General features: G+C 61.0%; 20 protein-coding genes. 15 read left to right on the top strand and 5 right to left on the bottom strand.

Annotation, left to right across the window (positions count from 1 at the left end; genetic code table 11):
* The first annotated feature begins 34 nt into the window (after window positions 1–34).
* The 13 genes from mreC to VMA09_01725 all read left to right on the top strand — a co-directional run bounded on the left by mreC (window position 35) and on the right by VMA09_01725 (window position 12461).
* Window positions 35–883 carry a rod shape-determining protein MreC gene (gene mreC, locus VMA09_01785; protein ID HUA32308.1) on the top strand — a complete coding sequence of 283 codons (849 nt, stop codon included), beginning with the start codon at window positions 35–37 and terminating at the stop codon, window positions 881–883.
* Window positions 884–886: 3 nt separating this feature from the next.
* Window positions 887–1393 carry a rod shape-determining protein MreD gene (mreD, locus tag VMA09_01780; protein ID HUA32307.1) on the top strand — a complete coding sequence of 169 codons (507 nt, stop codon included), beginning with the start codon at window positions 887–889 and terminating at the stop codon, window positions 1391–1393.
* Between the two features lie 17 nt (window positions 1394–1410).
* Window positions 1411–3387 carry a penicillin-binding protein 2 gene (gene mrdA / locus VMA09_01775; GenBank protein ID HUA32306.1) on the top strand — a complete coding sequence of 659 codons (1977 nt, stop codon included), beginning with the start codon at window positions 1411–1413 and terminating at the stop codon, window positions 3385–3387.
* A 2-nt stretch (window positions 3388–3389) separates the two neighbouring features.
* Window positions 3390–4493, top strand: coding sequence for a rod shape-determining protein RodA (rodA, locus tag VMA09_01770; GenBank protein HUA32305.1), 1104 nt, complete (start codon window positions 3390–3392; stop codon window positions 4491–4493).
* A 179-nt stretch (window positions 4494–4672) separates the two neighbouring features.
* Complete coding sequence (gene coxB, locus VMA09_01765) at window positions 4673–5350, top strand: cytochrome c oxidase subunit II (GenBank protein HUA32304.1); 678 nt, start codon at window positions 4673–4675, stop codon at window positions 5348–5350.
* Window positions 5351–5365: 15 nt separating this feature from the next.
* Window positions 5366–7099, top strand: a complete 1734-nt coding sequence (locus VMA09_01760; protein HUA32303.1) for a cbb3-type cytochrome c oxidase subunit I — start codon at window positions 5366–5368, stop codon at window positions 7097–7099.
* A gap of 13 nt (window positions 7100–7112) precedes the next feature.
* Window positions 7113–7712 carry a cytochrome c oxidase subunit 3 gene (locus VMA09_01755; GenBank protein HUA32302.1) on the top strand — a complete coding sequence of 200 codons (600 nt, stop codon included), beginning with the start codon at window positions 7113–7115 and terminating at the stop codon, window positions 7710–7712.
* Window positions 7713–7722: 10 nt separating this feature from the next.
* Complete coding sequence (locus tag VMA09_01750) at window positions 7723–8031, top strand: cytochrome C oxidase subunit IV family protein (protein HUA32301.1); 309 nt, start codon at window positions 7723–7725, stop codon at window positions 8029–8031.
* Window positions 8032–8274: 243 nt separating this feature from the next.
* Complete coding sequence (locus tag VMA09_01745; GenBank protein HUA32300.1) at window positions 8275–8817, top strand: ferritin-like domain-containing protein; 543 nt, start codon at window positions 8275–8277, stop codon at window positions 8815–8817.
* A 14-nt stretch (window positions 8818–8831) separates the two neighbouring features.
* Window positions 8832–9995 carry an LLM class flavin-dependent oxidoreductase gene (locus VMA09_01740; GenBank protein HUA32299.1) on the top strand — a complete coding sequence of 388 codons (1164 nt, stop codon included), beginning with the start codon at window positions 8832–8834 and terminating at the stop codon, window positions 9993–9995.
* A 151-nt stretch (window positions 9996–10146) separates the two neighbouring features.
* Window positions 10147–10713 (top strand): helix-turn-helix domain-containing protein, encoded by a 567-nt coding sequence (locus VMA09_01735; protein HUA32298.1) that lies wholly within the window; start codon window positions 10147–10149, stop codon window positions 10711–10713.
* 72 nt (window positions 10714–10785) lie between these two features.
* Entirely contained in the window at window positions 10786–12147 is a 1362-nt protein-coding gene (locus tag VMA09_01730; protein HUA32297.1) for an alpha-amylase family glycosyl hydrolase, read from the top strand.
* 68 nt (window positions 12148–12215) lie between these two features.
* Window positions 12216–12461, top strand: a complete 246-nt coding sequence (locus VMA09_01725; protein ID HUA32296.1) for a hypothetical protein — start codon at window positions 12216–12218, stop codon at window positions 12459–12461.
* A gap of 76 nt (window positions 12462–12537) precedes the next feature.
* On the opposite strand, the gene VMA09_01720 is transcribed toward VMA09_01725, so the two are convergent.
* Both VMA09_01720 and VMA09_01715 read right to left on the bottom strand, forming a co-directional pair.
* Entirely contained in the window at window positions 12538–13887 is a 1350-nt protein-coding gene (locus tag VMA09_01720; GenBank protein ID HUA32295.1) for an ammonium transporter, read from the bottom strand.
* A gap of 230 nt (window positions 13888–14117) precedes the next feature.
* Window positions 14118–15305, bottom strand: a complete 1188-nt coding sequence (locus VMA09_01715) for an acyl-CoA dehydrogenase family protein (GenBank protein HUA32294.1) — start codon at window positions 15303–15305, stop codon at window positions 14118–14120.
* Between the two features lie 203 nt (window positions 15306–15508).
* On the opposite strand from VMA09_01715, the gene VMA09_01710 reads away from it, so the two are divergent.
* Window positions 15509–16219: a YkgJ family cysteine cluster protein gene (locus VMA09_01710; protein HUA32293.1), complete on the top strand. Its 711-nt coding sequence runs from the start codon at window positions 15509–15511 to the stop codon at window positions 16217–16219.
* Window positions 16220–16289: 70 nt separating this feature from the next.
* Window positions 16290–17459, top strand: a complete 1170-nt coding sequence (locus VMA09_01705; GenBank protein ID HUA32292.1) for an acyl-CoA dehydrogenase family protein — start codon at window positions 16290–16292, stop codon at window positions 17457–17459.
* A 54-nt stretch (window positions 17460–17513) separates the two neighbouring features.
* On the opposite strand, the gene VMA09_01700 is transcribed toward VMA09_01705, so the two are convergent.
* The 3 genes from VMA09_01700 to pcnB form a co-directional block, all read right to left on the bottom strand.
* Window positions 17514–18119 (bottom strand): peroxiredoxin, encoded by a 606-nt coding sequence (locus tag VMA09_01700; GenBank protein HUA32291.1) that lies wholly within the window; start codon window positions 18117–18119, stop codon window positions 17514–17516.
* A gap of 48 nt (window positions 18120–18167) precedes the next feature.
* Window positions 18168–19091, bottom strand: coding sequence for a branched-chain amino acid transaminase (locus tag VMA09_01695; GenBank protein ID HUA32290.1), 924 nt, complete (start codon window positions 19089–19091; stop codon window positions 18168–18170).
* 96 nt (window positions 19092–19187) lie between these two features.
* Entirely contained in the window at window positions 19188–20567 is a 1380-nt protein-coding gene (pcnB, locus tag VMA09_01690; protein HUA32289.1) for a polynucleotide adenylyltransferase PcnB, read from the bottom strand.
* Window positions 20568–20575: the final 8 nt, after the last annotated feature.

Raw genomic sequence — 20575 nt, 5'->3', positions numbered from 1 at the left:
CGTGAGACTCCGCCCGGGTCCGGGGCGAATTGACGTGAGAAGCACATTTCTCTGGCGTAATCGTGTCCTGCTGACCAGCGGCATTCTGATCATTTTGTCGCTGCACTTTATTTCGACTGGCGTCCATCCCGGCGATCTCTCCGCCAAGCCCACTTCAATCCTCATGGAGCTGGTGCGGCCCCTCGATGCCGCCACGTCGCGGCTTACCGACGGCGTCTCGTCGATCTATCGCAACTATATCGACCTGGTTAATGTCCGCGCGGAGAACAAGCAGCTCAAGGCCGAGCTCGCCAAGCTGACCAGCGATCGCGCCCGGCTCGACGAGCTCCAGACCGAGAACCATCATCTGAGCGAATTGCTCGATCTCAAGGATGTCCTGGAGCTGCGCGCCGTCGCGGCCAACGTCATCGGCAGCGACGCGACCGGCCTTTCGCATACGCTCCTTTTAGGCACCGGAACTTACGGCGGCATCCGCCCCGGGATGGCGGTGCTGTCGAACCAGGGCGTGGTCGGCAAGATTATCTCCTCGAGCCCGCATTCCTCGCGCGTGCTCCTGCTCGACGATCACAACTCTGCCCTGGACGGCTTCGACGAACGCTCGCGTGCACGTGGCATCGTCGCGGGGATGGTCGATGAGGGCGTGATGTTGAAATACGTCGACCGCTCGCAGGACGTTAAGTCGGGCGACACGATCATCACATCCGGACTCGACGGCATTTTTCCGCGCGGCCTGCTGGTCGGCAGCATCAAGGGCGTGCGGCGCGAAGGTCCTGGGATGTTCCTTGCGGTCGAGATAGCACCCGCGGTTGATTTCCGCTCGCTCGAGCAGGTCCTGATAGTGACCGAGCCGCCGCCGCGGCTCGAAGAACAGGTCAAGGACTGAGCGTTGCGCTTGATAGTGGTGTTCTCATTTTTCGCGCTTATCTCGCTGGCGATTGAAACCGCGCTGCCTCATCTGATTCCGGTTCGCGCGATTGTTCCGAATCTGATCGTGATCCTCGCCGTCGATCTGGGCCTGCGGCATCATGGCGCGCTGCCCGCGTTGCTGGCCTTCGGGATGGGTTACGCGACCGATACGTTCTCCGGCTCGCATCTCGGGCTCAACGCGTTTTTCGTAACGCTGGTCTTCGTCGCGGCGTATGAAATGTCGAGCCGTCTGATGGTGACCAACGCATTTGTCGGCGCGATGCTGGTGATGATCGCGACGGTTCTGATCACGCTCGGCTCGATCGCGATAACCGACGGGATGGACAGCCTGGGTGACATAGGCCCTTTGCTGCCCGCGCTGGCCGTCCAGGCCATCTTGTCCGCCATTCTTGCTCCGATGATCTTCTCGATGCTGGCGAGCGCAAAAAAGCTGGTAGGATTGCCTACTGCTTCGGCACGTGAATAGATATTAGCGGTAGCCCTGTGGCGAAAATTCGCCCATCCAAAGAAGCCCCGGTTCCCAAGCTCGAGCCTCGCATCACCGTCATCACGGCTGTGATGATGACTGTGCTGGCGATGGCATCGGTGCGCCTCTATTACCTCCAGGTCCTGCATCACCAGGACATGGCCGACCTGGCGGATCGCAACCGGATTCGCATTCGCCGTGAGCCCGCACCGCGCGGCCTCGTGTTCGATCGTAAGCATCGGCCCCTGGTCGATACGCGTCCGTCGTTCGATGCCGTCATCGTTCCTGAGGACGCGACGAATCTCTCCGAGACAATCGAGAGGGTCGAGAAGTATCTCGGCACAGATGGCGTCGCGGAAAAAATCTCGGACGCTGAAGACGACGATCGTCCCGCTTACGATCCGGTAGTCGTTCAGGAGCGACTCAACTGGCCACAGGTCGTCGCGCTCGAGACGCATCAGCTCGAACTGCCCGGCGTCAGTCTCGAGATCACGCCGGCGCGACATTATCTATACGGTGAGATGGGCGCGCATCTGCTCGGCTATGTCGGCGAGGTCACCAAGAACGACCTGATCAAAAAGGCCGACTATCACATGGGCGACGAGATCGGAAAATTTGGTCTCGAACGCCAGCTCGAGCCCTTCCTGCGCGGCGACGCTGGCGGCCAGGAAATCGAAGTCGATTCCGTGGGCCGCAGGCTACGCATCCTCAAGGAGATGCCTGACACTCCCGGCCAGAGCATCGTGCTGACGATTGATCTAGACGTTCAGCAGGCGGCTGAGCAGGCGATGGCGGGCAAAAACGGCGCGCTCGTCGCGATCGATCCCAATAACGGCGAGATCCTCGCGATGGTCTCGCATCCGGCGTTTGACCCAGACATCTTCGGCGGCGGAATCAAAGCTGCGGACTGGAAGGCGCTCATCGAGGACCCCAATCACCCCCTGCAAAACCGCGTTGTGCAGGGTATCTACCCGCCGGGCTCGACATTCAAGATCGTCGATTCGATCGCGGGCCTCGAGGAAGGCACGCTTCACCCCGATACCGTCTATAGCTGCCCAGGCGGTCTCTGGTTCGGCGGCCGCGTGTACCATTGCTGGCGCAAGCAAGGCCACGGCTCGATCGAGTTACACAATGCGATCGTGCGCTCGTGCGACGTGTACTTCTACGAAGTCGGCGAGAAGCTCGGTGTCGATCGGATCGCCAAGTGGGCCAACGCCCTCGGCCTCGGCGAGAAGAGCGGTATCCAGCTCGACAATGAAAAGCCCGGCTTGATCCCGTCATCGGCGTGGAAGCAGAAACGCTACCACGAGCGATGGTATCCGGCCGAGACGCTGTCCGTAGCGATCGGCCAGGGCTACGTCGCCGTGACTCCGCTCCAACTCGCACAACTTGCCGCGCAGGTTGCCAACGGGGGAACGCGCTATCGCCCGCACTTTGTAAAATACATCGAGGGCAACGATGGCAGCGTCGTGCGGGCGTTCGAGCCCGAAGTCGAAAACCGCATCGCGATCGATCCGGCGCTCCTGTCCGTCGTCAAAGACGCTATGGCTGACGTCGTTAACGGCTCTGGCGGTACCGCGCACAAAGCCGCGCTCCCCGGCATAACGGTTTGCGGCAAGACGGGTACCGCACAGATCGTGGGCGACAAGTCGGGCACTGGCGGCGAGGGTAACGACGCCAAAAACAGCACTCCCTTCGAGAAGCGCGACCATGCGTGGTTCATGGCCTTCGCGCCCAAGGAGCACGCCCAGATTGCGATCGCATGTATCGTCGAGCACGGCGGCCACGGCGGCAGCGCGGCGGCGCCCGCAGTTCACGATGTGATGCAGAAATTCTTTCAGCTCTATCCGCCTGCGGACACGCAGTTGACCAGCGACACAAATCGTCCCGCGATCGCGCGCGTCCTCGACGACAGCGCCGCACCTGCGGCGGCCACCGACAACGGCACTTCGGAATCCGCCGAGGATGCGGCCGACGACGCCCAGGAGCGCTAGCGGTGGCGGGACCTGATCGGCGCATCATCCTGCATTTCGACTGGACCGTGTTCCTGATCGTACTTGGCCTCGCGGGCATCGGGCTGATCAGCGTGATCAGCGCTTCATATGGCGGCCACAAGCTGATCAATCCGCTCGTGATACGACAGGTCGTCTGGATCGCGGTCGGCGTGCTCGCCCTGGTTATCGCGGCGCTCTTCGATTACCGCGCACTGCAAACCTACGCCTATCCTCTCTACGTGGCCGTGGTCGGACTGCTGATCGCGGTCATGATAGCGGGACACGCGACCGGCGGTTCGCGCCGCTGGATCAATCTGGGTTTCTTTCATCTCGAGCCATCAGAGCTGGCGAAGCTGGCTGTCGTCCTCGTGATGGTGCGCTATCTGCGCGAGGAGCCGCCCAAGGGCGGATGGGGCCTGCGCCACTTGATCATCCCGGCTCTCCTGCTCGGAGTGCCGTTCGTGCTGGTGCTCAAGCAACCGGATCTCGGCACCGGGCTCATCCTGATGCTGATCACGGTGACGCTCGTCTATATCAGTGGCCTGAACACGCGGACGATGGTGATTCTCGGGCTCGCGGCCGTGCTCGTCGCTCCGGCAAGTTGGCACTTCCTGAAGCCGTATCAGCGCCAGCGCCTCGTCAGCTTCCTGAATCCGCAGGCCGATCCGCTCGGCTCCGGTTATCACATCATCCAGTCCGAAATCGCGATCGGCGCGGGCGGTCCGTCCGGCAAGGGCTTCCTGAACGGCACGCAGGCGCGGCTCAACTTCCTGCCCGAGCAGAGCACCGACTTTATCTTCGCGGTCTTCGCCGAAGAATTCGGGCTCATGGGATCGATCACACTGCTCACGCTCTATGGGGCGCTGATCGCGCGCGGCGCATGGATCGCGAGGCATTCGCGCGATCGCTTCGGCGCATTGCTCGCGATGGGCCTCACGGCGATCGTCTTCTGGCAGGTCGCGATCAATATCGGCATGGCCACCGGGATGCTGCCCGTCGTCGGCATCACGCTACCGCTCGTGAGCTACGGCGGCTCATCGCTAATCGCCATGATGTTCGCGATGGGCCTCTTGATAAGCGTAAACACCCGCCGCTTCCTGTTCTGATTTCCCGCTCCATTTAGTCGACTATTGTTGCCGCCGATGGACGCATCGCTTCGCGCTGCTGGCGCCATCGGAGTCACTTACCGAATGTTTGGTTGATAAAAACGCTGACCCCGTATAGGCGCCGCTAATGGCATAGCGCGTGCTCTCTGTCCCCGGACTCACAACCACGGCGGGCAGCAATGGGCGGAATCTTTCCTGAAAGCGTCTCCACCTTCGGTGGCGAAATCGACTCGGTCTTCCGGCTGATTCTCTACGTCGTCGGATTCTTTTTCATCGTCAGCGAAGTGCTGCTCGTCTACTTCGCCGTTCACTATCGACGCGGCCGCGTGCCGCGCGCGATCTACAATCGCGGCGACAATGTGCGCGAGTTCGCGTGGATCATCGTTCCGTGCCTGATCATTCTAATCTTCGACCTCGGCATCGACGCCGCAGGTCATCGCGCGTGGGCGCTCGTCAAGGAGAATCAGCCCCCCGCCGACGTTATCGTCAACGTCACCGCCAAGCAGTTCAACTGGAACTTCACCTACCCAGGCAAGGACGGCAAGCTCGGCGGGCCTAACGACGTGACGCTGGAGAACGAGCTTCACGTTCCCGTTGGAAAAATAGTTCGCGTCACGCTCAGTTCTCAGGACGTCATTCACAGTTTCTGGGTGCCCAATCTGAGACTCAAGCAGGATGTCGTTCCCGGCCGGAGGATCGTCGCATGGTTCGAAGTGACGAGGCCGGGGACCTATGAAATCGCGTGCTCGGAACTGTGCGGCTTCGGTCACTACTCGATGCGCGGGCAGATCATCGTGCATACCGCCGCCGACTACGCGCGCTGGCGCGCGGACATGCTGGCCAACGCCGGCAAGTAGCCTGGGAGGAGCGTAATGTCGACTGCCATCGCAGCATCCGCCGCGCCGATTGCGCATCACGAGACCCACGAGGCCGGCTTCATCGGCCGCTACATTTTCTCCGTCGATCACAAGGTCATCGCGAAGCAGTACCTGACGCTTTCCGCCGTGATGGCGCTCATCGGCGGCGGATCGAGCTACCTCATCAGATGGCAGCTCGCGTGGCCTGAGACCTCGATTCCCGGATGGGGTCCGATCGGTCCCGACCAGTACAACGCGCTCATCACGATGCACGGCACGATCATGGTCTTCTTCGTGGCGATGCCGTTTCTGCTCGGCGCGTTCGGCAACTACCTGATCCCGCTGATGGTCGGCGCTGATGACATGGCGTTTCCGCGCCTCAACGCGATGTCATTCTGGACAATATTCGCCGCTTCGAGCGTGCTCATCGCATCGTTTTTCATGCCCGAAGGTCCGGCCGCCTCGGGATGGACTGGCTACGTGCCGCTCTCCGACAAGGCTGTCTACACCGGCGTCGGCTGGGGACAGAACCTCTGGATCATCGCGCTCGCGCTCGAGTTCGCCTCGTTCCTTATGGGCGGCGTGAACTTCCTCGTCACTGGTCTCAACCTGCGCACGCGCGGGATGACGCTGATGCGCCTGCCGCTACTGGTCTGGATGGAGCTTACGGCGGCGGTGGTTTTCCTGCTTTCGGTCGGACCGCTGATCGCGGGCGCGATCATGCTCCTGCTCGATCGCACGATGGGCACCGGGTTCTATCAGCCCGACAAAGGCGGCGATCCGCTGTTGTGGGAGCATCTGTTCTGGTTCTTTGGTCATCCTGAAGTTTACGTCGTGGCGCTGCCGGGTTTCGGCATCATGCTCGAAGTGATCCCGGTCTTCGCCCGCAAACCGATCTTCGGGTACAAAGTGATGGTCTACTCGACGATCGCGGCAGGCTTGCTCAGCTTCGTCGTCTGGGCACATCACATGTTCGTCTCCGGCATGGATCCACGCCTTGCGAGTCCATTCAGCGTTACGACCATCCTGATCTCAGTGCCGTTCGCGATCATCCTGTTCTCGATGATCGCGAGCCTGTGGGGCGGTTCGATTCGGTTTGCATCGCCGATGCTGTTCGCGCTCGGCGGCGTCGCAACGTTCCTGATCGGCGGCGTGACGGGAATCTTTCTCGGCTCGGCCGCCGTGGACATCGTAATGCACGGCACGTACTTTGTCGTCGCGCATTTCCATTACACACTTTTCCCGGTCGTGTTCTTCGGCGGGTTTGCGGGAATTTATTTCTGGTTCCCAAAAATGTTCGGCCGCATGATGAACGAGAAACTCGCGCAGGTTCATTTCGTTATCACGTTCATCACCTTCAACATGATATTCATCCCGCTCTTCTTCGTGGGCCTCGGCGGCAGTCCGCGCCGAATCTACGAGCTCTCCTCCTACGACATGCTGAAGCATCTGCAGCCGCTGCACGTAGTCGCGACATATGGCGCGATCGCATTACTCATTGGCCAGGTGCCGTTCATTATCAACTTCCTTTACTCGCTCGCCCGAGGCCCGCGTGCGGAGCAAAATCCGTGGCACGCAAACACTCTTGAGTGGACAGTGGGTTCGCCACCGCATCATCCGAATTTTGCGGTGCCGCCTCGCGTCTATCGCGATCCCTATGAGTACAGCGTACCCGGTGCGGCGCAGGACTATATTCCGCAAAATGTAGCTCCCGAGGAACTGGTCGATATCCAGCTGGCCGCCGACTGAGAGGCTCTTAGCAATGGCTGCAGGCGCACACGTACTAATTCCGGAACACGACGATACGATTCGTCAAATTCCACCGGGCAAGATCGCGATCTGGTGGTTCCTCGGCTCGGAGATCATGGTCTTCGGCGGCCTGATCACCGCCTTCGTACTGTTCTCGTTCGCGTCACACGGGGCCTTCGCTGAGTCAGCGAAGCACGTGCATTGGAAGCTGGGCGCCATCAACACTCTAGTGCTCGTGACCTCGAGCCTTACGATGATTTTGGCGCTTGGCTATGCGCGTGCGCATAACCTGGCGCGCACTCGCCTCTGCCTCTTTCTCACGATCGCGCTCGGGCTCACGTTCCTCGGAATAAAGTCATATGAGTATTCGAGCGAGATTCATGAAGGCTTCGTGCCGAGCACCAGCCTATTCTGGTCATTCTATTTCGGGATGACGGGACTTCACGCCCTGCACATGTTCGGCGGCCTCGTCGTTAATGGCTTGCTGCTGATCGCTGCGCTGCGCAAGGCGCCGTGGGATTTCCTCGAACGCCGCCTCGAATTCGCCGGGCTCTACTGGCATTTCGTCGATGTGGTCTGGATCTTCCTGTTCCCGCTTCTCTATCTGACCTGAGGTAGTGTCAATGACTGATACAACCCATGACGCGGCGATGCCGCACAATCAGAACGGGCTCTACTTCTTTATCTGGATATGGCTGGTGGTGCTGCTGGTTGTCGGCTTGTCGATCTTCGGCCTGCCGATCCCGCGCGTAGTCGCAGTCGGGCTGATCTTTGGCGTAGCCGCCGTCAAAGCGGGACTCGTGCTGCGCAATTATATGCATCTCAAGCATGAGCACTATCTCATCTATTTGATAGTGCTGGTCCCGGTTCTTTTCTTTCTCGGCCTCGCACTAACGCTCATTCCAGATATCGTCTTTCGCCACGGCATGTAGTGTGAAAGTACCAACTTACTTCGCTCTCGCCGCTTTCACCGCGACACTCGCGATTCTCGTGTCGCCGGCTATCGCGCCTGCCTGTCCGAGTTGCTTTGCGGCCTCCGGTACTCGTGCGCTTCATGCCTACTATTTGAGTACTGCACTTTTGACCCTGATGCCGTTCATCCTGATTAGCCTGTTCGTATTCGCGGGCTATTCCTCGTATCGCCGTGCCTCACGTGAGCAGAGAGGTTCTGAGTAGTGGTGCAAGATCCGCGAATCCTGGTTTACAGCTTTTATCGCGACGCCGAACTGCGCGGCGCGCGTCTCCTTCTCGCTCTGACCCGACTGATGCATGACCCCGATGCACAGGCCAAGTTGACCCGGCATCTCGCCGACGAGACCCGCCACGCGCTGCTTTGGTCAGAGCGGATCGCACAGCTCGGCGGCACGCCGATCGAGGTTGCAGACGGCTATCAACGCCGTCTCCATGCCAAAATCGGCGTGCCGACCGATTTAGTCGAAATTTTCGCGCTCACTCTCATCACGGAGGAACGTGCCCAAAGCCGCTACCTGGCGCATGCGGCAATGAAAGACGTCGATCCAGTAACGGCCGAATTGCTGGCCGATGTCGCGCGCGACGAAGAATGGCATCTCCAGTGGATCACGGCGAAGCTCAACCAGCTCGCCACCCAACGCGATGATAATGCCCGCCTCGCACGCACGCTCGAGCGTTATCGCACGCTCGAGCGCGAGGTTTACTCAGAAATCGAAGAACACGAGCACGAGTTGCTAAGGCAATAGGCGCAGGAGGTGTTATGCGAATCTCACTTATCTATGAACTCCAGATGGCCAAGCCGTGGACCGAGAAGTCCGAGTACAACACGTACTGGCAGGCCATGGCACAGATCGAACTGGCCGAGGAAATGGGATTTCACGCGGCCTGGTTCGTTGAACATCATTTTCTGACTGAGTACTCGCACAGCTCAGCGCCCGAAGTGTTCTTCGGTGCGATTAGTCAGCGCACCCAGCGTATCCGCCTCGGCCACGGCGTGGTGCTCCTGCCGCACAAGTACAATCATCCGGTTCGTGTCGCCGAACGCGCCGCGGTGCTTGATCTTCTCTCCAATGGCCGCGTCGAGCTCGGCACGGGCAGGTCGATCACCGAACAGGAACTTGGCGGCTTCAATATCGATCCCGATGAGACCCTCGACCAATGGGAAGAGTCGGTGCGCGCGATCCCGAAGATGTGGATGAACGAGACGGTTTCCTTCGACGGCAAGTATCTCAAGATGCCGGAGCGCGCGGTTCTGCCCAAGCCGCTCCAGAAGCCGCATCCGCCGCTCTGGCATGCGGCGACGCAGCCCTCAAGCTTCCAGCGCGCGGGACGGCTCGGGCTCGGGCTGTTGTCATTCGGCTTCACTGCGCCGGGCATGCTTGAAAATCAAATCGGGCTCTATCGCGCCGCGGCGGAAGCCTGCACCAATCCCGCGGGCGCTTTTGTCAATAATCAGGTCGCGTCGTCTGCGATGGCCTGCTGCGCGGAAACGCGCGATAAGGCATATGCAGTCGCAGAGCCGAACATGCGCTTCTTCTGGGATCTCGGCCAGAAACTGTATATTCCGAAGAATGCGCAGTCGTACAAATACTATTCGAATATTTCCGAGGCGTTGATTTCGAGCAAGAATAAGCAGCTCGATCCAAATGCGCCGCTGCCAATTACGCCGCTCGAGCCCTCGGCCTTCAATATCGAAACCGCGTCGGCTACTGGCACCGTCATCTGCGGCAACCCCGACGATTGCATCGCCGGCGTGGCAAAGTATCCTGCCGCCGGTATCGACGAGTTGATGCTGCTGGTCCAGGTCGGCCGCATGCCGCATCAGGCGATCATGGACACGATCAAACTGGTCGGCAGGTACGTGATTCCTTATTTCAAAAACGTCGAAAGCGAACGTCCGCAGCAGTCAGCACGGGCAGCCTGACGCGGCAGCGGGACGCGCCTGAGCCGGCGAAGGAACCGGCCCTGCGCGTTCTGCCGCGAAGGCCGATGCACCTACAGGCGCATCGGCCTTTTTCGTTACATTGCTAACCGCGGTATTGCCTCAATATGTACCGAACGGTATATATTTTGATGTGGATTCGCGGACAGGTCTGATACGCGCGGCGCGCGGGCTCTTTGCCCGTCGCGGCTACGATGCCGTCGGGGTGCAGGAGATCGTCGAAAGTGCCGGGGTCGCCAAGCCCACGCTCTATCATTTCTTCGGCAGCAAGCAGGGTCTACTCGAGGCGATATTTGCCGAGCACGCGGTGGCGCTCGATGATGCGGTCCGTGCGGCGGCCCGCTACGAGCGCGATCTGCCGTTGACCCTCGACCGCATCGTTGCCGCCTACGTTGATTTCGCCTCGCGCGAACCGGATTTCTACCGCCTTGAACTGGCGCTGTATTTTGCCCCCAAAGACAGTGACGCATATCGCGTCGCGACGCATCACTATGCGCGCCGCCAGGCGATCCTCGAGGAGATGTTCGCCGCCGCAGTGCGCGAGCACGGTAACATGCGCGGCCGCCATCGCCGCTACGCCGTGACGCTGGTCGGTATGATCAACAGCTACGTTGCGTTGCAGCTCAACGAGCATCTGGTGATCACCGACCGGCTGCGCCGCGATATCGTGCATCAATTCAGCCACGGCATTTATTCGTAGGCTTTGTGACCCGATGCGCCGAAGCCCCGAAATATCCGCGTCTTCAATCTATACCGAACGGTAGGTATCAAAATGATCGATAACGAGCATTGGTCATGGCGCACGATTTTCTATCATCTATTTCCCCTCGGATGCCTCGGCGCGCCCGCGCGCAATGATTTCGACGCGCCGTGCGTCGATCGCATTTCGACATTGCGAGAATGGATCAATCATTTCGAACATCTCGGAATCAATGCGCTGCTGCTCGGCCCGGTTTTCGAGTCGAGCTCTCATGGCTACGACACCGCTGACCTTTTCAAGGTCGATCGCCGGCTTGGCAACGATGATGCCCTTGGAAATTTTTCGCGCGATCTGCACCGGCGCGGAATCCGCCTCGTGCTCGATGCCGTCTTTCATCACACGGGGCGCGATTTCTGGGCCTTCCGCGATGTACGCGAGCGCGGCCGCGAGTCGCAGTATTGCGATTGGTTCCATCTCGATTTTTCTCGCCGCAGCCCGTACGGCGAGCCGTTTCACTACAAAGGCTGGGCCGGCAACTACGATCTGGTGAAGCTCAATCTGAAAAGCGCGGCGGTCCGAAAACATCTGCTCGACGCGGTTTCATCGTGGGTCGAGCGTTTCGAGATCGATGGACTCCGACTCGATGTCGCCGACGGCCTCGACGCCGATTTCATTCACGAGCTGAGTGAGTATTGCCGGCGAATCAAGCCGGCCTTCTGGCTAATGGGCGAAGTTGTGCACGGCGACTACCGCAATTGGGCTCATCCGGGCGCACTTGCATCGACGACTAACTACGAGGCTTACAAAGGGCTGTGGTCGAGTCTCAACGATCGGAACTATTTCGAGATTGCATATTCGTTGAATCGCGAATTCGGACCCGAGGGTATGTATCGTGGAATTCCGCTCTACAATTTCGTGGACAATCACGACGTCACCCGCGCCGCGAGTATCCTGCGCGAGCCGACGCTACTGTATCCGCTTTACGCGCTGCTGATGACGATGCCGGGAGTACCGTCGATTTATTATGGCAGCGAATTCGGAATCGAAGGCCGCAAGCAGCACGGTACCGATGCTTCGCTCAGGCCCGCGCTGGATATTCGCGCGCTCTCCCATCACGCACCGCATCCCGAGCTGTGCGCCGCGGTCAAAAAGCTAATCGCATTGCGGCACCAGCTCCGCGCGCTCCAGGTCGGCGATTACGCGGAGCTTCATGTCGCGCCGGAACAGTTCGCATTCATCAGACGGTTTCACAGTGAATCGATTGTCATCGCTCTGAATGCCTCCGCGCACACCGCGCAGATTCCCCTGCGACTACCCGGCGGCTTCAGCCACCTGGTCGATAAGCTCAACAACGACGAGAAGTTCAATGGCGCCGGCACACGGCGCCTTCTGCCAGTGCCGCCGCGCTGGGCGCGAATCCTGATTGCCAATTGACTAGTCGGCTGAACATCATACGTTCGAGACGTTTGTGATATAGTCGGCGTATTCGCGAGGGAAGCATCATGGCGCGTCAGAAGAAGTTTACCGACCCGGTCGATATCGAGATCGTCGAGGTTCATCGCCGCTTCATCGAGGTGATGGAAGAAGTCCGGCTCGAGACGATTCAGCCCGAATTCAAAGAGCGCTACCTGCTCATCATGCGATCACTTACTGAAAAACTCGCGCTGCCGAGCAAGCCGCTGCACGAGGTAGTCGGCGAGCTGATGGCCGAGGCGGGTCCGATCCTGTTCCAGGTGATGCAGCGCTAAATCGAAGGCGTCAGAAAACGAAAGAGGGCGGCGTCGCGATGACACCGCCCTCTTTTTTTGGCACTCGAATCGAACCTCAGGCTTCGAAGGCGTAGGCGCTCTCTTCGTGCTCGGTGAGATCGAGGCCGATTTGCTCCGACTCCGCATCGACGCGGATTCCAACCAGCATGTCGGTGACCTTGAGCAGGATCGAGCTGCCGATAAACGAGAACAGCACGCTCGAAGCGACCGCGATCAGCTGAACAATCACCTGGTGCGGGTTGCCGAAGAACAGGCCGTCGGCGCCGGCGGCGTTGACTGCGAGGCTCGCGAAGAAGCCGGTCAGTACCGCGCCCAGAATGCCGCCGACCATGTGCACGCCGACCACATCGAGCGCGTCGTCATAGCCGAAGCGCGTCTTCATCCTGACCGCCGAGAAGCAGACGACGCCGGCGATCATCCCGATGATCACGGCGGGAATCGGGCCGACGTACCCCGATGCCGGTGTGATCGCGACGAGGCCCGCGACTGCGCCGCTCGCCGCACCGAGCGTCGTTGGCTTGCCGAGGATCATCCACTCGGCGAATACCCATGAGAGTGTCGCGGCGGCGGCGCCCATGTGCGTCGCGACGAAGGCGGATACGGCGAGGCCGTTGGCTGCCAGCGAGCTGCCGGCGTTGAAGCCGAACCATCCGACCCACAAAAGGCCAGCGCCAGTGATCGTGAGCGTCAGGTTATGCGGTGGCATCGGCTCGCGCATGAATCCCTTGCGCTTGCCGACCAGCAGCGCGCCCGCGAGCGCGGCGGCGCCCGACGAGATGTGAACGACGGTGCCGCCAGCGAAATCGAGCGCGCCCATCCTGTGAATCCATCCGTCGACGCCCCACACCCAATGCGCGAGCGGATCGTAGATGAGCGTTGTCCATAGCAGGCTGAAAAGCAGGAAGCCCTTGAACGACATCCGCTCGGCGATCGCGCCCGTGATTAGCGCCGGCGTGATCACGGCGAACATGCATTGGTAGATCATGTAGGCTTGATGCGGCACGGTCGCGGAGTAAGCGGCGTAGGGATGAACGGCGCTGACGCCCGCGAGACCGACCCATGAAAGCGCGCCGATGATCGCGCTGCCGGGAGCGAACGCGAGGCTGTAGCCGAAGATGATCCACTGAATCGAGACGAGCCCGACCAGAATGAAGCTCTGCATCAAGATCGAGAGCACGTTCTTGCGCCGCACCATCCCGCCGTAGAAAAGCGCGAGACCCGGAATCGTCATCATCAGGACGAGCGCGGCCGAGACCAGCAGCCACGCGGTGTCCGAGCCTTCGATATTGCCAATCTGCGGTGCGGCCGGAAGCTCGGCGTGGGCGCTCGAGGCGAGCCCGAGCAGTGGCAAAATCCCGAGCGGCAACATTGCGGCTCTGATGCCGCCTTTCCTACCTGCGATCATCTCAACCTCCCGCGAAAACTAATTGCCGCTTATTAGGTCGGCATATGCATATAGAAACGGCAAACCTTGGCCCTATGAGCGCCAAAATCGCACGTTCTCACGGAGACAAGCAAAAAATATGCACAATTGAAATGCGATTGCTCAGCGATAGATCGTGCTGTTCGCGATAAGATGAAAAAAAGGGCGGCCCGATTCAGGGCCGCCCTTCCATTAACAATATCCGATTCGTGTCAGCCCTTGGGAAGCTGGAGGACTCGCTCGCCGATCATGTTCTTCTGCACGGGAGACGTGCCGCCCGCGATCGTCATCGATTCAGACGCCAGGATGCGCCGCGCCCAATCGCCATCGGGCGCGAAAGGCGTGTGTCGATCGAGGATCGCGTACATCGGCATCAAGCGCGTGATGTACTTGGTCATCCGCTGCGAGAGGTCCGTCGATATGAGCTTGGAGATCGACGCCTCGGCCCCGGGAAGCTGGCCCTTCAAACGCTTGGTCAGACTGCGCATGCCGTTATACTTCTTCGCCATAGCCTCGGTCGCGAATTGCGCGATCTGCTGGCGCACGTCAGGATTTTCGATCGCTGGCTTGCCGCCCAACTGCACCTTCTTCGCGACGTCGATTAGCTGACGCAGGATCGCTTCGGTGCCGCCGATCGTCTCGCCGATGCCGAATCGCTCATGCATCAGCGTCGCGACCAGGACCTGCCATCCGGCGTTCACCGGGCCGAGCAGGTTCTCCTTCGGCACGTGTACGTCTTCGAGAAAGATTTCGTTGAACTCGGCGTCGCCGGTGATCTGCTTGAGCGGCCGCACCGTGAGACCGGGGCTCCGCATATCGACGATGAGCGCGCTCATGCCCTTGTGCTTGGGCGCGTCGGGATCGGTGCGCACGAAGAGCTGACAGAAATGCGAGCGATGCGCGATCGTCGTCCAGACCTTCTGGCCGTTGACGATGAACTCGTCGCCCTTGAGCTCGGCGCGCGTCTGGATCGAGGCAAGGTCCGACCCGGCGCCCGGCTCCGACATTCCTTCGCACCAGATTTCATCGCCGGCGAGGATCGGCTGCAGGTAGCGCTTCTTCTGCTCCTCGGTGCCCCACTGCATAAGCGCCGGGCCATTCATGATCACGCCCAGCACGTTGCATCCCATCGGCAGATTCAGGCGGCCGAGCTCCTGCTGAAAGATCACCTGCTCGACAAAGGTCGCGCCGCGCCCGCCGTATTCCTTGGGCCAGGTCAGCCCCGCCCATCCCGCGTGATAAAGCTTCTTGTGCCAGGCCTTGAGGCGCTCCCACTGGGCCTCGTCGCCAGTGGACTCGACGTCATCGCCGCGGCCAAGAGCTTGAGGCTTGTTCTCCTCGAGCCAGCTGCGGACCTGCATGCGGTAGGCTTCCTGTTCGGCCGAATAGTTAAAATCCATCTTGTCGGATCGCTCCCCGTAAATTGCGTGATCAGGCGAACCCCGATCGTATCGCAGACCAATCGCTTTGAGTAGCAGGGAGGCAGGCAGAAGAGAACCACCAAGACACTAAGCGCACGAAGATCAGAAGCAGGATTTCTTAGTGCTCTTCGGGTCTTTGTGGTTTCTTCATCTTTGCGTGACTCGGATCGTATGGTTCTTACGTGAATCGGCAGAGTCCATTCTCCTACGTATGCAATGCCTGCGGGCGATGCTGCCGCGAGAAAGTGATCACGCTTTCACCTTATGACGTGACGCGGTTAGCTCGCGCCGCGGCAATCTCCACGGCGGAGGCGGTGCGACGATTCACGATTCGGCGCGGCGCGATTCTGAAGTTCGGCGATGACGGCCGATGCGTCGCGCTCGACGGGGTTCGATGCGGTGTTCATCGCGGCCGCCCGCTCGCATGCCGGCTCTATCCGCTCGGCCTCGAGCGCAATGGATCATTGGAGCGATTCATCAAGATCGAACCGGCAACAGGCTCGCTCGGCGTTTGTGGCGAGGAATCAACGGTGAATGATTTCCTCACCTCGCAGGACACGGCCGTGCATCTCGATGCGATCGCTCGATATTCGACTCTGCTCCCGATTTTTCGAGAGCGCATCGCGGCGCTGGTCGATTTCGAACGAATCGAGCCGCGCGAGTTTTGGCGATGCGCCCGGCGCGAGGCCCTCGCGGAATCAGGCTACGATCCGAATCGACTGATAGACGCGCTCTTCGACTCTGACGCCTTCGGATCGCTCGATGCACACGTGCAAGGACTCGCCGAACTAATCAATCGCACCCAGGATGCGCCGACGATCGCCGCGGCTGCAGTCATGCTCGCGACCAGCCTCGGCTACTCACCGGACGTCGTAATGCCCGAGCAACCATGACCAGCGAAGTAATGGGAATCGGCATGCGAAGTGTTATCTGTAGGATCGAGCCGTGAAGAGGAGAAGTCCGATGGGTAGTCGTAACACTTCGGTCGTGGCGGCGGCGCGCGAGTTGGGGCCGCTGGTTCGCGAGCATGCTGATGAAACCGAAAGAGGGCGGAGGCTGGCGACGCCTGTTGTCGATGCGCTCCGAGCGCGCGGGCTCCTCGCTATGGGTACGCCGGCCGCGCTCGGCGGACTCGAGACGCCGCTTGGCGATGCGCTGCGGGCGATCGAGGAACTCAGCTACGCCGACGGTGCGACCGGATGGAACGTGATGATCGCGTTCGATCTCGGTGTATGGGGCGGCTTTCTCGGCGCTCCCAACGCGCGCAAGCTCATCGCGTCGATTCCGCGGGCGATTATCGCGGGCAGTGTGAGTCCGCCGGGACAGTTGCGACGCGTCGAGGGCGGCTTTCGCCTCACCGGACGGTGGCATTTCGGCAGCGGATGCCAACAGGCCGACGTGTTCATCGTTGGCGCGATCTGCCATGAGGCCGGCGCGTTCGTGGCCGGACCCAATGGCTTGCCCGAACTCTACGGAGTCGCGGTCCGCCCCGCTGACATCAAGATTCTCGACACGTGGCGCGTCACGGGGATGCGCGGTACGGGCAGTCACGATTACATGATCGAGGACGCCTTCATCGGTGAAGGATTCGCCGCGCCGATGGGTTTCGATCGATCTCCGGTCGAGACGGGCGCGCTCTATCGATGCCCGATGCTGGTGACTTATGCCTTCGCCAAGGCTGCGATCGCGATCGGTATCGCGCGCCACGCGATCGAGGCGCTCAAAGATCTCGCGCAGTCCAAGAAAGCGGTTTTTTCCGCGCATCCAATCCGCGAGCGAATCGCGATTCAGACCGATGTCGCCCGCGCCGAGGCGATCGCACGCTCGGCGAGCGCCTTTCTTTACCAGACCGTAGATCAAGTCTGGCAATGCCTCGCGAGCGGCGAGGCGGTATCGCACGAGCAACGCGCGGTTGCGCATCTGGCGGCGGTCGATGCGGTCCATCGCTGCACTCAGGCGGTTGATCTGATGTTCACTGCTGGCGGCGCCACTGCTATCCACGAGTCGAGCCCGCTCGAGCGATGCTTCCGCGACGCGCATATCGTCGGCGCGCACGTCACCGTGCAGCCCGCGATGTATGAGGCCGCGGGGCGAGTGCTGCTGGGGCTGCCTCCAGGAACCGGCGTTTGGTGATGGTGTCGGGGGTGTATCAAATAAGGAAGGCGCCAGCGCCCGGCCTGCCGCGTATCAATTCGATGGAGGCGCGCTGGCTGGGGATGCGTCTGTTGCAGGCGTAGTTGCAGCCGGTGGTGGCAGCTTGCTCAGGTCGCTCAGGATCTCTCCTGAGTGTATCGACGGATCGACGTTGGGATAGACCTTCAGGACGCGGCCGTCTTCGCCGATCACATAGGTGATGCGACGATCCAAGCCCAGGATTGGGATGCCATTGGCGGCGCCGTATTCCTTGGCGATCTTCTTGTCGGGATCGAGCAGGAGCGGAAAGGGTAGGCCGTACTTCTGGATAAACGCCTTGTGCGAGTCGGCTGTGTCAATCGAGCATCCCAGCACCACGAGCCCGGCCTGCTGGAACTTCGCGTAGCCATCGCGAAACGAGCACGCCTCCTTGGTGCATCCCGGCGTGTTGTCCTTCGGATAGAAATAAAGGATGACGCGCTTGCCGTGAAAATCGGCGAGCGAAACAGGAGAGACTTGCTCGCCCGTGACCATCTGGGTCGCGAACGGGGGCGCGAACTGCCCTTCCTTGAGGAGATCGGCAGAGGCGCGCTTCGGGCGCATCGCGAGGACTAGGACGACGACTGCGGCGGCGAATATCAGCAGGGAAATCATCTTCATAGAATAGATCCTCGCGACATCAACGCGGCGCGAGGCCGAATGGTTCCCTCAAACGTAATAAAGCCACTCGCGATAACGCGATTCGCGGCCGCGCAGTGCGGCATCGAAGGTGGCGCGGACTTTTTGTGTGATCGGCCCGGGCTTGCCGGTGCCGATGCGCCGATCGTCGAGCTCGACCACCGGCGTCACTTCGGCCGCCGTACCGGTCATGAAAGCCTCATCACCGATATAGAATGCGTCGCGCGCGAAGTACTCCTCGCGGACCTCGACGCCCTGGTCCTTGAGGATCCGCATCACGGCGTCGCGCGTGATACCGCCCAGGATCGAGGTGAGCGGCGGCGTCCTGACGACAGCGTCGCGGATGACGAACACATTCTCGCCGCTGCCCTCGGCGACGAAGCCCTGCGTGTCGAGCAGGAGCGCTTCGTCATAGCCGTTGCGGCGCGCCTCGTAGCCGGCGAGGATCGAATTGACGTAATGCCCAGAGACCTTCGCCGCCGGCATCATCGAATTGTGATGGAACCGCACGAACGACGAGGTCTTGAGGCGCACGCCCTTGTCGCTGTCCTCGCCCAGATACGCGCCCCATGGCCAGGCCGCGATTGAAACGCGCGTCTTGTTGCCGCGCGCCGACAGGCCCATCTCGCCTTCGCCATAGAACGCGAGCGGCCGCAGGTAGCATTCGGCGAGCTTGTTGACGCGAATCACGTCGGCGCAGGCCTTGACCAGCTCCTCGCCGCTGTAGGGAATCGGCATCTCGACGATATGCGCCGATTCGAGTAGGCGCCGGATATGCTCATGCGCGCGGAACATCGCCGAGCGGCCGTCGTCGGTCTTGTAGCAGCGCATCCCTTCGAATACCGCGAGGCCGTAGTGCAGGCTGTGCGTCAGTACGTGGACGGTGGCCTCATCGTAGGAAACGAGGTTGCCGTCCATCCAGATCTTATCTGTTCTTAGACCGTTCGCAGCCAAGGGATGCCTCTTTCGCGGAGTTTTGAGACCGCGCAGGTCGCGGCTCGATTCGTAAGTTAGTAGACGCCCGATTACCGAACAAGGCGATAAATTCGGTCAATCGTGATGATCCGGGTCGCGCGATGCTGTTTCCGATGAATCCGCGCTTGCATGATGAGCAGAGGCGCCGTTGCTCGATGCGCCACCATTCGCTTCTGCTTGAGGAGCAACGCCGTGCGATTCGAGCATCAGGCGGGCTTCGCCCGTGCCGCGATGCCTGCTGCGGCGGCGGCGACGGCGCTTGCGGCGGCCTCCGGCGGTGGCGCCTTCAGGCGCAGCCTGCTGCGGCTGGAGGATCGAATCAGGATCGGCAATGAAACGCCGCAGAGGTGCGTCATCGATTCCATAGGTCGGCGCGCAGATCTCGAACAGGCGGCGCGCCTCGTGAAAATAAGGACGGCGCAACAGCCGCCGCGTGCGGCGATTCGGCGTCACCATGAGCGCGAACGCGTCGAGCAGCAGCCGCATGTTCTCCGTATCGCCGCGGGCGAAGCCGCGCGCGCGCAACACGCCGAGCAGATCGAGGCGGGCGTCTTCAGCAGCATCGGCCTGCGCGCGCGACAGATCCAGGAACATCGCGGCGAGAATCGTCGAACGATCGGGCCCGAGGCCGCCCGAGAATGCCCGTCCCAGCGCGGCCAGGTTGGTTAGCGTCGGCGCTTCACGATCATCGAACGCCGTGCTCTTCAGATGCTCCGACAGAAACGGCAGCAGCGGCTCGAGCAATCCGAGCTCTTCCATCATCGCGAGCGCCGACGCGGCCTGCGGCTGGCCGATGGTACGGAAGGTTTCCTCGACCAGGCGCGGCACCGAAGCTTTGGTCAAGTCGCCGCAATGCCGTTCGATCGCGGCGCGCGTGGCGGGCTCGAGCTCGAAGCCCAGCTTGGCCGCGAAGCGCACCGCGCGCATCATCCGCACCGGATCCTCGCGCATGCGAAGCTCGGGCTCGCCGATCGAGCGAATCAATCGCGCCTCAAGATCCTCGACGCCGCCGCTGAAATCGATCACGCGAAAGGTCTGCGGATCGTAGAAGAGCGCGTTGACCGTGAAGTCGCGCCGGAACGCATCCTCTTCGGGAGTGCCGAAAGTGTTGTCGTGACGAATCAGCGGATCGGCGGCGTCGGCGAGATCCTCACTCGGCCGGCGGAAGGTCGCGACCTCGATATTCTGTGAGCCGAAGAAGACGTGCACCAGGCGGAAGCGGCGCCCGATGAGCCGCGAGTTGCGGAATAGATCGCGCACCTGCTGCGGATGCGCCGACGTGCCGACATCGAAATCCTTGGGCTGGCGCGACAGCATCAGGTCGCGCACGCCGCCGCCGACGAGGTATGCGATGTGGCCCGCGCCGATCAGCCGGTACAGGACCTTTAGAACGTTCGGGTCGATGTCGCGGCGCGAAATCGGATGGTCCGCGCGGTCAAGTATGCGAGGTTCCAATCGACTCT

This window comes from Candidatus Binataceae bacterium, from assembly GCA_035508495.1.
Lineage (GTDB): Bacteria > Desulfobacterota > Binatia > Binatales > Binataceae > JASHPB01.
Note: the sequence above shows the minus strand (reverse complement) of the source record. Positions and strands in the feature narration are given on the sequence as shown.